Source organism: Bradyrhizobium sp. Arg237L (genome assembly GCF_029990105.1).
Classification (GTDB): domain Bacteria; phylum Pseudomonadota; class Alphaproteobacteria; order Rhizobiales; family Xanthobacteraceae; genus Bradyrhizobium.
In genome coordinates, this window is record NZ_JAQMIL010000043.1 from 32,755 (window position 1) to 46,228 (window position 13,474).

11 protein-coding genes are annotated in these 13,474 nt (G+C 62.7%); 2 read left to right on the top strand and 9 right to left on the bottom strand.

The annotated features are described in order from the left end of the window. From OZ411_RS24645 to OZ411_RS24670, 6 genes are all read right to left on the bottom strand, one after another. Positions 1-333, bottom strand: coding sequence for a hypothetical protein (locus OZ411_RS24645; RefSeq protein ID WP_130577548.1), 333 nt, complete (start codon positions 331-333; stop codon positions 1-3). Further along, the gene (locus OZ411_RS24650) at positions 330-1,088 is read right to left on the bottom strand and encodes an ABC transporter ATP-binding protein (RefSeq protein ID WP_282530028.1); all 759 of its coding nucleotides are present in this window, start codon (positions 1,086-1,088) and stop codon (positions 330-332) included. The genes OZ411_RS24645 and OZ411_RS24650 overlap by 4 nt, the downstream gene beginning before the upstream one ends. Further along, positions 1,085-1,891 carry an ABC transporter permease gene (locus OZ411_RS24655; protein WP_282530029.1) on the bottom strand — a complete coding sequence of 269 codons (807 nt, stop codon included), beginning with the start codon at positions 1,889-1,891 and terminating at the stop codon, positions 1,085-1,087. The genes OZ411_RS24650 and OZ411_RS24655 overlap by 4 nt, the downstream gene beginning before the upstream one ends. Beyond that, complete coding sequence (locus tag OZ411_RS24660; protein ID WP_282530030.1) at positions 1,888-2,709, bottom strand: ABC transporter permease; 822 nt, start codon at positions 2,707-2,709, stop codon at positions 1,888-1,890. The genes OZ411_RS24655 and OZ411_RS24660 overlap by 4 nt, the downstream gene beginning before the upstream one ends. Positions 2,710-2,958: 249 nt before the next feature. Then, positions 2,959-4,173, bottom strand: coding sequence for an extensin family protein (locus tag OZ411_RS24665; protein WP_282530031.1), 1,215 nt, complete (start codon positions 4,171-4,173; stop codon positions 2,959-2,961). A gap of 348 nt (positions 4,174-4,521) precedes the next feature. Further along, positions 4,522-8,145 (bottom strand): autotransporter outer membrane beta-barrel domain-containing protein, encoded by a 3,624-nt coding sequence (locus OZ411_RS24670; protein ID WP_282530032.1) that lies wholly within the window; start codon positions 8,143-8,145, stop codon positions 4,522-4,524. Between the two features lie 127 nt (positions 8,146-8,272). On the opposite strand from OZ411_RS24670, the gene OZ411_RS24675 reads away from it, so the two are divergent. Both OZ411_RS24675 and OZ411_RS24680 read left to right on the top strand, forming a co-directional pair. Further along, the gene (locus OZ411_RS24675) at positions 8,273-9,103 is read left to right on the top strand and encodes a tetratricopeptide repeat protein (RefSeq protein WP_282530033.1); all 831 of its coding nucleotides are present in this window, start codon (positions 8,273-8,275) and stop codon (positions 9,101-9,103) included. A gap of 252 nt (positions 9,104-9,355) precedes the next feature. Then, positions 9,356-10,321 carry an amidohydrolase family protein gene (locus OZ411_RS24680; RefSeq protein ID WP_282530034.1) on the top strand — a complete coding sequence of 322 codons (966 nt, stop codon included), beginning with the start codon at positions 9,356-9,358 and terminating at the stop codon, positions 10,319-10,321. Between the two features lie 220 nt (positions 10,322-10,541). Here the strand turns inward: OZ411_RS24680 and OZ411_RS24685 are convergent, their stop codons facing one another. From OZ411_RS24685 to OZ411_RS24695, 3 genes are all read right to left on the bottom strand, one after another. After that, entirely contained in the window at positions 10,542-10,958 is a 417-nt protein-coding gene (locus OZ411_RS24685) for an ester cyclase (protein ID WP_282530035.1), read from the bottom strand. Positions 10,959-11,040: 82 nt separating this feature from the next. Continuing rightward, the gene (locus OZ411_RS24690; RefSeq protein WP_282530036.1) at positions 11,041-11,574 is read right to left on the bottom strand and encodes a tetratricopeptide repeat protein; all 534 of its coding nucleotides are present in this window, start codon (positions 11,572-11,574) and stop codon (positions 11,041-11,043) included. Positions 11,575-11,689: 115 nt separating this feature from the next. Further along, complete coding sequence (locus OZ411_RS24695; protein ID WP_282530037.1) at positions 11,690-13,285, bottom strand: hypothetical protein; 1,596 nt, start codon at positions 13,283-13,285, stop codon at positions 11,690-11,692. Positions 13,286-13,474 lie beyond the last annotated feature (189 nt).

The window sequence follows — 13,474 nt, forward strand, 5'->3', positions numbered from 1 at the left end:
CTACCCTCCCGGTTTTATCGGCCCCACCGCCGTCACCCAGTACGGCCGAGCGACGGCGTTGAGGTCCGTTCGTTTGACGCCACGTAATTCAATCGAATGCTCGTCGGTGCCCGAGACGCGTCCATATTGCTGGAATGCGAGCACGTGGAAGCGCTCGGGGGTGAACGGCAGCTCGATCTGCACATTGACCTTCTCGGACGTGCCGGCGAGCTCCGGCGAGATCTTGCCCGGCGCAGCTAAGGTCAGCCAAAGCTGAAAGCCGGCCCAGGCGGCGATGACGCCGAGCACGATGCGGCCCTTGGTCGAACGGAAGGCTTGCGCGACGAGGCTCATGCGGCGCGCACCATCTGCAGCACACGCGCGGAGAGCTGTTTGAACTTGTCGTCCTTGACCAGATCATCCCAGACCCGCGGCCGCGGCAGGTCGATCCCGATCTGGTCGAGGACGCGCCCCTTCGAAAGCACGACGACGCGGTTGGCGAGGAACACCGCCTCCGGCACGTCATGGGTGATGAAAAGTACGGTCGGCTTGCGCTCCTGCCAGATCCGCGTCAGCTCTTCCTGCAGCGTCATGCGCGTCTGCGCATCGACGCTGGCGAAGGGCTCGTCCATCAGCAGCACATCCGGATTGTTGGCGAGCGCGCGCACCACGCCGACGCGCTGCTGCATGCCGCCGGACAATTCATTGGGGTAGCGGTGCGCCGCATGCGAGAGGCCGGCAAGCACGAGATATTCGCGCGCGATGCGGTCGCGCTCGGCCTTCGGCACGCCGCGCATCTTCGGGCCGAAGCCGACATTGTCGAGCACGGTCTTCCAGGGAAACAGCGCAAACGACTGGAACACGACGCCGCGCTCGGGGCCCGGCCCCTTGACCGGCCTGCCATCGAGCAGGATCTCGCCGCCAGTATAGGGAATGAAGCCCGCGATCATGTTGAGGATGGTGGTCTTGCCGCAACCGGACGGGCCGACCAGCGAGACGAACTCGCCTTGCTCGACGTCGATCGAGACGTCGTGGACGGCGTTGACATGCGAGCCGGCATACGGATCGAAATAGGTTTTTGCGAGGTTCTTGAGCGAGAGCGTCTTCATGATGTCACCAATCCCCAGCGCTGGCCGGTCGCGCGCTCGAGCGGCGCGAGGATCCAGGCGTCCACGATGTACCAGAGCAGTCCGAGAATGATCATGCCGAGCAGGATCTCGACGGTGGAGCCGGAGCGGCGGGCATCGAACATCATGAAGCCGATGCCGCTGGTGCCGACGATCATCTCCACCGCGATCAATGCGCGCCAGCCATAGCCGAGGCCGTTGCGCAGGCCGGTGATGATGTTGGGCAGCGCGCCGGGCAGCGTCACCTCCCAGAGCACGCGCGCCGGCGAAGCGCCTAGGCTGCGGGCGGCGCGCGCGAGATCGCGCGGCACGGATTCGACGCCGAGCACGGTGTTGAGCACCACCGGGAACAGCACGGTATAGACGATAACGAAAGTCATCGTCGTGAGCCCGAAACCGAACCAGATCAAAAGGATCGGCAGCCAGGCGATGTCGCCGATCGCCTGGAAGAACAAAAGGATCGGCCAGCAGATGCGATGCGCCCAGCGGCTGGTGCCGATCAACACCCCAAGCGGAATCCCGAGCGCCATGCCGACTGCAGCGCCGGTGAACAGGCGGATCAGGCTGTCGCCGAGATAGTCCGGCAGGATGCCCTTGTAGGTTAGCGTGACGAAGGAGTTTGCGACATCGACCGGGCCGGGGAAGAACGCGCGCGGGAAAATTCCGGCGGCGGCGACCGCGCTCCACAGCGCGACGACCGGAATGAAGGGGATGATGGCCGCGAGTGCCGGCCAGCGCCGCGTCATCCGTGCGTAACCGCTCCAGAACTGCAAGAGGACATTCATGCGCGCCTCACCATGCCCCAGCGCTCGATGGTCGCACGCTCCAGCGGGACCAGCAGCAGACGGTCGATCAGGAGCCACAGCACACCGATCACGATCATGCCGAACACGATAACTTCGGTGCGGTAGAAATCGCGGGCGACGAACAGCATGTAGCCGAGCCCGACATTGGTCGCGATCATCTCGGCCGCGATCAGGCCGCGCCAGGCAAAGCCGAGCCCGGTGCGAACGCCGGTGACGATGTTCGGCAGCGCGCCCGGCAACAGCACTTCCGTCAGCAGCGCCCAGCGGCCGGCGCCGAGCGAGCTTGCGGCATTGCGTATGGTGTGCGGGATGGTCTTGACGCCCAGCAGCGTGTTGTAGGCGACGACGAAGAACACGGCGTTGAAGATCACGAAGACGATGGCGCCGAAGCCATAGCCGAACCAGAGCGTGGCGATCGGAATCCAGGCGATGCCGGCGAGCACGGAGAAGAAGCGGAACAAGGGCGTCAGGAACGCGGCGACCGTCGGACTCACGCCCATCGCGATCCCAAGCGGCACGGCGGTGATAATGCCGATCAGCGTGCCGAGGCCGACGCGCAGCAGGCTCGCGCCGATATGGGCAAACAGCGTGCCGTCGCGGATGGACTCCATCGCGGCAGTACCGACCGCGCCGACGGAGGGGAAGACGCGCGGATTGATATCGAACAGCGGGACGACGACAGCCCAGATCGCAACCAGCGCAAGGAGCGGGGCAACGAACATCGCAGCCCCCGCGAGCGAATTGACGCTGCGCGCAAGCCACGGCGATCGCCGCTTCAGACTGCGCGTCACCTCCATGCCGCCTCCCCCGATATGATGCAGCCTTTGCCGGCCTTTATTGTCGTTTATCGCGTCCGTGCCGCCTTAGACACGCGACGCCATGCCTCATGTTGCGCAAATTGTCTCATCGCGCAATCGCCTATCCTGCGTAGATCACCCGGGCGGGGGGGCCGGACGCCCGGCAAACAACGAAAGGATGGGGCAGCATCGGATGTCAGCGATCCTGCACTGTCGCGGCCTGCTATCCCTCCGACAAGCGCGCAAAGACTACTCGTCGGTGAATTCGTCTTCTTCGTTGACCTTGGGCTTGCGGCTGAACCAGGAGGACTTCTTGCCACCGAGCGAGCCCGTGACATTGGGGTCGCGCGAGGCATAGGGGTTGCGCGAGTTGGCGCGGGCGGCGATCTCCTCGCCGGAGACGGCGGCGGGCTCGCAGATGACGCGGCGGCTGGCGCGGCGCATCAGGTCAACGTGAATGTGATCGTAGTGAAAACGGTTGGAGCCCGGCGCCAGCACGGTGTTGAACTGCTGGCAGGCCGCGCCCTGGATGTCGCGCAAGAATCCCTGCTCTTCCGGCAAGCCACGCCAGCCATCCTTCACCGAGATGCGGCGGCCGTCGGCGAGCGTGAAGCCGGCGATGTCGAGTGCATTGCCGAAGGCGTGCTCGGAAATATGCGCGCTCGGATTGCCGTTCATGCCGCGGCAGGAATACGCGGAGATCTGCTTGATCTCGACCACGCGCGCGCCGAACCAGCGCGTCGCTGCCGGCTGCACGGAATCGGCAAGCCAGCGATCGAGCGCGGAGACGATCGGACAGGCGAGCGTCGCCGTCGGCTTCAGCGTGACCGGGCCGACCGCGGTGACGGGATTGCCGCGCTCCGGCCCGAGCCGCGGCAGTGGCGCGGCGGCGCCTTGCGATGGCGAATAGGGAGCGGGGGAATAAGGTGCGGAACCGCGGTCGCGCTGCGGATAGCCTTGCGGCGCGCCATAGACCGGACCGCCCGGCGGTTCCGGCGTGCCCTCCGCCGGCAAATCGATGTCGTCCTGCTGCGGCGCGACGCCGGGAGCGTTCAGCGAAATCGGCCCGTTCGACGGCGCACCATAGCCGGGCTGGCCCGCGGCCGAATTCGGATAAGGAGCCGGCCGCGGCGCCGGTTGCGGTGCGATCGGCCAGCGCGGCTGGCTGCGGCTCGAGCCGATATCGGCCGGCGGACGCAGATCGTCGGCGAAACCAAAACTCTGGTCGCTCTCGCCGAGTGCTGCGACCTTGAGCGGGAATTGCGCACCGCACGCGCCGGGACCCGAGATCGGGTCGATGCGCACGAGGTCCGGCCCTTCCTTCACGGCTCCGGATTTCAGGCAAGCGACTTCGGCCTCGGCCCGCCAGGGTTCACGCTCGGCCTGGAAGAAACCGCGACCGCAACCTGCCAGCGAAACGAGGACGACGGAGCCGACGAGATACAAACGAACTCCACGCGTCATGCGCGGCAGGTTCGGCTAATTTATTTAAGGACTCTTCAACGCGTTGTTTTTACACATCTTTAACCATACCGTCACCGGCCCCGGAGGCCTCAAGCAGGACGGACAGCATCGCTGGCTTTTTCGGCGGGGAACGGTTTGGTAAATTCGCGCGTTCTATGCGGGCAGGCGCAAACGCTGGGAGCGTTCTCGATGGCTATGAGTCTTCTCGTCAGCCGGCTGAGCGTCGTCGCCGCCTATGTTGCGCTCGCCTTTGTCGGCGCGATTGTGCTTGGCCTGTTGTAGGCTTTCCCTGGAAACCTGGATTGGACTTGCGCCCGGCGGTTCTCCCGCCGGGCGCTGCCGTGATTTCTACCAGCTATAGCGCACCACGCCCTTGCCGGCGTAGGAGCGCGTGACGTCGGAAAATTCACCCTCGAAGGTCGCGGCTGCCGACCAGCCGTTCATCGAGTTCAATTCGGCAGACGCAGTGGTGAGCGCGGCATCATGTGCTGGCGCCGCGCCGCCTACGACAAAGGACGCGCCGGGCAGCGCCTGGAAGGTCGCAGCGATATTGCGATCGGTGTTGAAATCATGCGCCCAGGCAAAGCGGCCGCGCAAGGTGAGCACCGCATCCGGTATCGCGAAAGACTTGTCGGTTCGCACGCCCAATTCGCTGCGCGGCGCCGTGACGGTCTTGGCGCCGTAGGACAAGGCGAACGCACCGACACCGGCCACGACCTGCTCGGCATAGGCCGGGAGATCGAACGTCGTGAACTGTGCGGCGGCATAAGGCGTGACCGCTCCGATCCACGGCGTCGGCAGCCGATAACCGCCTTCAACGCGGCCCGAGTAAGCATTGGCGTTGAACTCAGCGTGCAATCGATCGAGGCCGGCGCCGATCACGGTGCGATCGGTCGTGATGTCCTGCCAGCCATAGGCGAGCGCGCCCAGGACATAAGCCGCGCCGACGTCGTGGCGCGCGAAGACGCCAGCCTGGAACAGGTCGGAGCGGCCGCTTCCGAGCGAATTGGCGACCGAGAAATTGGTGCCGCCGCCGGCGAGCGTGAAGCCTACAAGCGTGTTCGACGCGATCCGGTAGTCGGCGCCAACAGCCGCGCCGTAGATGCGGCTGGACGTGTTGTTCGATCCGAGCGCGGCGTTGCCGTCGGTCGTCTGCGAGCCGCCGAAGCCGGCCGCCCAGACGCTCCAGCGTTGCAAGGCCTGCGCGGGCTGTGGCGCCTTGCGGTACACGGCGGCATAGGCAGCGCGTTCGGCGCGCGATCCACGCTTCCGCGCCGACGCATAGGCGTTCGCGCCCTCGGCATCATCATCGGCGAACTGCGAGGCGCCCGGCGATGGAGATACATTGTCGCCGCGTCCGGCGATGAACGGATCGGTCATGATCCCCATGAACATGTTCATCGCGTTGAAGGTGGTCTGCTGCGAGCCGGTCGACGTCTCGCCTGAAGCCTGCGTCAACCCAGCCGGCGTTAGGCCGCCGAAAGCGGCGGGGATGCTGCCGCCGGCGTTGAAGAAGCCGGTCAGCACGTTCGCCAGCCTGGCCTGATTGATGTTGAGGCCGGAGGTGGGCGCAAAGTTGAGCGCCAGGTCCAGATAGACGTTGTTGGCGTCATAGTTCAGGCCGGCGCTGACCGAAGGCAGGTTGGTCGTGACTGATGAAGCGAAGGTGCCGCTGACGCCGCCGCTCGCGTTCAGGATCGTGTAGTGCTTCTGCAGGGACGAACTGAGCAAGGACACATTCACCGCCGCGCCGCCCGGTGTCGCAGTGCCGGTGACGTTGGTTCGACCGGCGCCCGCTCCGTCGACCTGCACGAGATAAATCGAGGCAGCCGTGAAGCTGAGGCTGCCCTGCACCGTCAGCGTGCCTGATGTCGCCGTGCCCGGAGCGAGGACGCCGCCGCTGACCGCGGTGCTCCCGACGCTGCCGATGCCGCTGAGCGTGCCACCATTATTGACCGTGACGTCGCTGGCCAGCGCGCCGTTCACCAGCAAGGTTGCGCCGGCGAACACGCCGGTGCCATTCTGATAGGTCTGTGCGTCGGTGATGGTCCACCTGCCGCCCTGCACGTTCAACGCCTGGAAGTTGATGACGTTCGACAGCGTGCCCGAGCCCGGGCCGAACAGGTTGATGGTGTTGGTGCCGACGCCGCCGTCGATCCGGCCGACGATGCTGGAGCCGCCGTACAGATTGAGCGTGTCGTTGCCGCCTTCCATGCTGATGGCGCGGCCGGAGTTGCCGATGATCACGCCGTAGTTGGAGAGAACGTCATCGCCCTCGCCGGTCTGGATCGCCGCGCCGTCGCCGCGAATGAAGCGGGTCGAGCCGGTGCCGGTATAGGTCACGCCATTGAGCGTGCCGACCGAACCGGGATCGGGATTGCCGTTCTGCAGCAGCGTCGTTCCGTTCGGGTCCGGGATCGTGCCATTGCCGATGATGGTGCCGTAGTTGACGATGGTGTCCTTGTCGGCGGCGGTACCGGTCTTGTTCTCGGAACGGATTGCATAGCTGTTGTTGCCGACAATTATGCCGCCGGCATAGTTGATCAGATCAAGGGCGGCCGATCCGCTGCGCGAACCATCGGGATTGGAATCATTATTGACGACGATACCCGCAGCGGCCCCCGATATGGTGCCGTAGTTGCGGATCATGCCGCCGCCGATCGCAAGGCCTTCGCTGTTGTTGAAGCGGTGGCCATCATCCGCGCCTTTCGCGCCCGTGCCCTGGACGGTGCCGTAGTTCGTCAGCGTGAGCGCGAAGTCGACATCGATGCCGTCGCCGTCGCCGCGCGCCGACGTGGTATCGATCGCACCCGTGATGGTGCCGTAGTTGGTGACGACAGCATTGCCGCCGGACCCGACGCCCGAGCCGTCGCGGCCGATGATGGTGGCGCCGGCCTCGTTGTAGACTGTGATGTTGCTGCCGACGTCGCCAGCGGTGCCGCTCTTGGCGCCCGAGATCAGGCCGCCCGCGTAGTTGTAGACGGTGCCGCTATGCCCGAGCTGCAGGTCGATGCCGTCGGCGCCGGGACGGTCCGTCGGCTCTGGCGTCGAATTGGCGACGATCTGGCCGTAATTGTAGACCGTGAAATTCTGGCCCGGCCGCATCGCGTCGGCATTATCGGAAGTGATAAGGCCGCTGGCACGGTTGGTGATCGTGACCGTTGCAGCGGTCGAGGTCAGGTTGTCGAAGTCGATCGCCTGGCCGGTCGCCGACTTGATGGTGCCGGCGTTGTCGATCGAGAACGATGCCCTCGTGCTCGAATTGGTGCTGCCGGAACCGTTGATCTGGATGGCATCGTCAACCGACTGGATGGTCGCACCGGCATTGTTGACGATCGTGAGCGAGGTGACATTGTCGAGGTTCGTATTCGCGCGAATCGCGCGGGCGGAGGCGTCGATCAATCCGGAATTGGTGATGGTGGTGGTACCCGCACCGATCCGCATCACGTCATTGCCGAGCGCCTTGAGCGTACCGCCGGCTTCGTTCGTGATCGAGAACACCGCTGTATTCGAGGTGACCGAGTTGAAGTCGAACACGCGACCGTTGTTCGTCGACTGGATGGTCCCGAAATTGTCGACCTTGACCGTTCCGCTGGTGAGACCGCTCTGGATCCGGAACGCATCGTTGGACGATGTGAACAGCGCATCCTTGTTGTTGATCAGCGCGAAATTGCCGCTGATCGCGCTGTTGGACGTATCGATGCCGCGCGACGTCGCGGAAATCGTGCCATCGTTGGTGATGACCACGCCGGGCGAAGTAAGCCCGGTGGTCCATGTGATCGCCGTCCCGATGACCGAGAGCGTGCTTCCATCCGCGACAAAACCGGTATCATTGTTTGAGACCGTCGTCGCGGTCGCCGGATCGTCCGGCGGCACACTGAAGCTTGCAGCTAAGGCAGAACCAAACGCGATAGATGACGCAGCAACAACCAATGCGAGCTTGCTCGCATGGCTCAACAATTCAACTTTCACCACCAGTCCCCTGAAACCTGCGGTTCGCGGCAATCTGGAGTCTGCATGTAACAGTTTGATAACAACGCATTTGCGTGTAAGACATGCGTGGCACTTGTGATATAATTGCAACGAGCGAACATCTCACTTGTCTTCGAAGCCTGAACGACCCGGCGTCGCCGAGCAGACGTTGCAACGCGCCGCGTTGGCGCTGCAGATGCAGCGGCCCGACGAGGCCGAGCGATTGGCGGCAGCGGTGTTCAAGGCGAACCGCGGCAACGTGGCGGCTGCGGCGCTGCTTGGCCGCGCGCTGATGCTGCAGAACCGCTTCGATGAGGCGATCATTCCGCTGCAGAAGGCCTCGCGTCGCGGCGACGACCCCGCAGCCGAGACCCTGCTCGCCGCGGCGTTCGCAGCCACCGGCCGGCGCGACGACGCGCTCGTTCTCCTGCGCCAGGCGATCACGCGACGGCCTGCGTTCCCGCCGGCTTTCCTTGAATATGCCGGCCAGCTCGCATCCGGCGAAAAGATCGACGAGGCGATCGCCGCGCTCGAACAAGGTCTTGCGCTCGCGCCTGGAATCGTCGAGCTGCAACTTCGTTTGGCGACGCTTTATATCGGCCGCAACAAGCGCGCCGAGGCGCGTGCGTTGCTGCAGCAGGCCGCGGTTACCGCGCCTGCGCGCCCCGACGTGCTGGCCGAACTCGCGCGCGTGATGGTGCTGGACGGCGACTACGCCGCGGCCGTCGATGTCTTCCGCCGCGCGCTCGCGCTGTGCCCGGATGATGCGCCAACGCGCGCCAATCTTGGCATCTGCCTGATGGAGATGGGTGAGCGCGCCGCCGGCGAGGCAAGCCTGCGCGAAGCCGCGCGCGGCAGGCCGGACATGACCGGTCGCGCGATCATGTCGCTCGCCGCCGCCTCGCACGGCCGCTTCTTCCTGCGCCCCAGCGCCGCGGCGAAATTCCTGACCGGCTAGCGCCTGTACGGACAAATCCGGTTCTGCGCGTCAGAAACTCGTCAATCGCACCATCGCTTGCTTGCGGCGTATGACCGATGAAACGATTGGTCCGAGCAAATGAAATAATTCAGCAACAGCATTTGTGCAAAAGCAATACAATCGGGTGCTCGGCGACAACTGGCGGATATGCCGAGACGCTTTACGATGTGACGCAGCGTTGGGGCGATACTTCGTCCAGATAGCCGCAATCAGCGATGAGGCAGGTTTTCGGTGAGCAGCTTACGAAACATCATCGACGTTCATTCGCATCCCATTCTGCCTATTGGCAAAAAATTACCCGTCGGCTCGCCGGACAAGATGCCTCAGTGGTCGGTCGAACGCGCGCTATCTTTTATGCAGGAACACGGCATAGCCGCTTGCATTCTCTCAATCCCGGATGCGGCCAACTACGCAACGGGCAACGATGGACGTGATATCTCGAGACGAATAAACGAAACCTTGGCAGACATTGTCTCGCGATATCCAAGCAGATTCGGAGCGCTCGCCACCATACCCGGCTTGGACGCTGAGGCAGCGTCGGCCGAGATTGAGTATGCGCTGGATACACTGAAAATGGACGGTGTCGCGACGTCAACAAGCATCAATGACGTGTATCTCGGCGACCGGCTATTTGATCCTTGGTTCGCAGAGCTGGATCGGCGGGGCGCAACCCTGTTTGCGCACCCCACGTTCACGAAGGCGTCACAGCCGGTGCTGAATGGCTTGAACCCGAGCGTGCTTGAATTTGTGTTTGATACCACGCGCATGGTCACGAACTTGGTCGTGACCGGCACCAAGAAACGCTTCTCAGACATCAAAATCATTGCGACACACGGCGGCGGCACAATTCCATTTCTCGCGTCAAGGATTCAGATACTTGAACACACGTTTGGAGTGGGACCCGGACTGCTTGAACTTTCCCCACAGGATGTGAAGGACGGTCTTGCCTCATTCTATTATGACTTAACGGGCGCTACGTCCGAGGCTCAACTATTGGCGATTCTAAAGCTCGTTCCGGTCTCTCAATTGTTAATTGGCCTTGATTTTCCTCTGATGCCGCGGTCCAGCTTTGCGCCGGCGCTCGATGACATAGCCGGATATCCACAGTTCGACGCGGATGATTTGCAGAGTCTTTGTTTCAGCAATGCCGGACGATTGTATCCAGCCTTAAGGGCGCGGGTGGGGCGACAACGTTAGCGCGAAGCGAGCCCGCGAAGGCATGCGCGACAGACCATGGCCGCTTCTTCCTGCGTCCCAGCGCCGCGGCGAAATTCTTGACAAGCTCGCTTCACGGGGTCGAAAAAGCATGTTTCTCGACCCTCGGGGTGGCATCGACAAATCGCGCATTGCTCAAGCGACGCTGGAGCAGTTGGTCAACGAGCCTCATAAGTCGGCGCGATCATGTGAACGCGGCCGCTCAAACCCATCCCAGTTCCTTCAGTGCCAAGCCTGAATGCCATATCTTCGTCATATGGCTGATCTTGTCGCCAGTAAATTGCATCACGTAGACGTAATCCGAATTCGTCTTTTTGCCGGTCGGCTCACATGGACCACCGGGGCCGGTATGGGTGCCCGAGAAGACGGCATAGGCTGCGACGTTGTTTCGTTCGGTGTCGGTGGCGAAGGATTTCACCTGATAGCTGCCGTCCGGCAAAGTGGTCATTACCCCCTTCATCCAGTCAGTATATTCCGCAAGAGTCTTGATATCGGCAAGCGGTTCGGCCTGAGCGGCGAAACTTGCATCTGGGGCACAGTAGATCTTGCAGATCTCCCAACCCTTTCCAGTTTCGCAAGCGGCAAAGAAATCCTTGGCAATTGCCGTGATCGACGCCATGGCTGCTTCCCCTGTGTGCGTGGACGGAATGTCTCTTTTAGCACTTCGGCCATGTTGCTGGCCGCGAACAAATCGAGGTCGATCAGCGTTTCGCGACTTTGTCGTACGTTGCAATGATGCGCTTCAAATCGTCATATTCGTTGCATTGCATCAGGCAGATCCGTTCGAGAGCCGCGAGATGCTCATTGGCCTTGGCAGGATCACCTTGGGTCAAGTAGGCTTCACCCAAATGTTCATGTGCGCTGCGGTGCCGGGGATTTAACGCCAGCGCCTGCTGAAAATGCCGGATTGCCGGATCGAACTGCCGCAGGCGCCGATAGGCGTAACCAAGGTAGTTCTGAATATCGGCATTGCGGGCGTCGCGGAGCGCAGCTGATGTAAGCGCCTTGATTGCTTCGTTCCACTCGCTCGCGACGATCGCTCGTTTCCCGGCCGCGAAATCCGGATCGAGCACCGCCCAATCCGCAGTCTCTACCATCGATCCCATGGTCGAGCAGATCGGCCAGGCGTCAACCGCGAGCGCCGCCTCGGACTTGGCACCGTCTCCGCGAGCGGCTTTCACCTGATCATGCCGACCGGATGTGGTCAGGAGATACGCCGCCACCACCGCGGTCATCACGCCCATCACGGCGGCGATTAGGATTGATCGCATCATGGTCGTTATGCCGGTTAGTCGGCTGCCGCACATCTGCGCGCGGCAACCGTTCTATTCATTCTCTGCCTCGTTAGTCTTACTGCTGCATCAAGGATGCCTTGGCCTCGCTGATCTCCACCCGATCCGTGTCCGCGTCTTTCGTCATCTCGGCAAGCTTCCGGAAATAGCGCGCGGCTTTCTCCGGCTGATTTATCGCCTTCGCCGCGGTGGCTGCACCGTACAAGCTGCGAAGCCGATTGGGCGCCGACACCAGCGACGTCTCGTACTCCGTCAGCGCTGCTCCCGGTTGCTGCTGTTGAATCAGCAGGTCACCCAACAATTCCCGCATCGGATACAGCCGGTTCTCCATCGCGATGTGCTTTTCGCTGTCATCCTCCAGGTCTGCCGCCGTTCGCATCAGCTTCAGCGACCTCTCCTTCTCCCCCTTGGCTTGCGCAATCCAGGCCGATGCAGCCAACATCTGGATTTCGACTTGGCTCGCCCAATAGGACTGACTTGCGTTGTCCAGCGCAGCGTGAAGCTCCTTAAGTTTGGCAACCTCGCGCTCGGCAGCGGCAAGGTCGCCGCTGCGGGCCGATCCCATGGCGCGGGCAAAATGGGTGATGGCCTCCGCCTGTGGAAATTGGCTGCCTCTCGGCTCAAGCGCTGCCGCTTCCGTCCATGCCTGACGTTCCAACGCAAAGCGCGCCGGCACCGCGGCAAGGGCGGTATAGCTGGCGAGGTAGTCAAACCCGAGCTTCTTTATCGCATTGCTCTCGTCGCGTAGCTGCTTGGCCGGCCCCTCCTGTCCCATTTGCAGCAGGGCGTACTCCATGAAATCCAGATGGTGCGGCTGGCCTGGATGTGCCGCCCCAGGCCAGAGCTTGGCGGCTTGCGCTTCGGCGAGCGCCAGCGATTTCGTGTTCGATGCGATGGATTGCGTCCACATCCCGAGCATTGAATAGGTGTGCGAAGGCATGTGCTGGGCATGCTGAGACGCGGGGGCGACCTCGGCATATCTGTTGGCGGCATCAAGACCGCGCTGCGCAAGCGTCGGGTAATCATAGGTGTGGATCATGTAGTGCAGCACGCCCGGATGCTCCGGCAGCTTCGCCTCGACCGTCTCAAGGATCGCGCCGGCCTTGAGCTGATTGGCGAAGGTCTTGTCGCTGTGCAGGGCCGTCTCGTTGAGGGCGAGCGCATAAAAAACGGCTGCCTCCGGATCATCCGGATATTTCTGCATCAGCGCTTCCATCGCCTTTTCGTAGGCAAGCCCGCGCTTGGTTTGATCGACCTTGTCAAAGTCCTTGTAGTAAACTTCGATCGCGTTGAGCCAGTCGCGCTCGCGCTCGGTCTTGGCACCGATCGCCTTGCCCTTCTCCACGGCCTCCCATCCACTCTTCAAAGCGGTGGCGGTGAGCGGCAGGATCAATGGATTGGGACGGCTGCTTATGGCGATGCCCCAGTAAGCAATGGCGCATTGCGGATCGGCGGTCGCCGCGTCGGTGAAAACCTGGATGCTGTCCGGATAAAAGAATGAATGCACCATCGCCAGGCCGCGATCGAATTTCTCTTGCGCCTGCGGCGTGCACGAGGTCTCGAAGTGCACGCGGCCAAGTCCTTGCGCCCAGGCCGCGGTGGCGAAGGTGCTTGCCAATAGCGCTGTGACGAACGTTCCCAAATTCGGTCTCATGGCGCTCTCTCCTTTGGGTCGAAATAGCTGTTTTGGCGCAATCACCGCGGCGCGGTCGTGCGCACTGCAAATGCTCAGTGAGAGACCGGCATAAAAGGAGTGTCGGTTTTAGGAAGATGCGATGCTTGCCGACAGCATCTTTCGCCGCCCATTCGGCTCTAACGGAGACGTCGGCAGATCCCGTCTCGA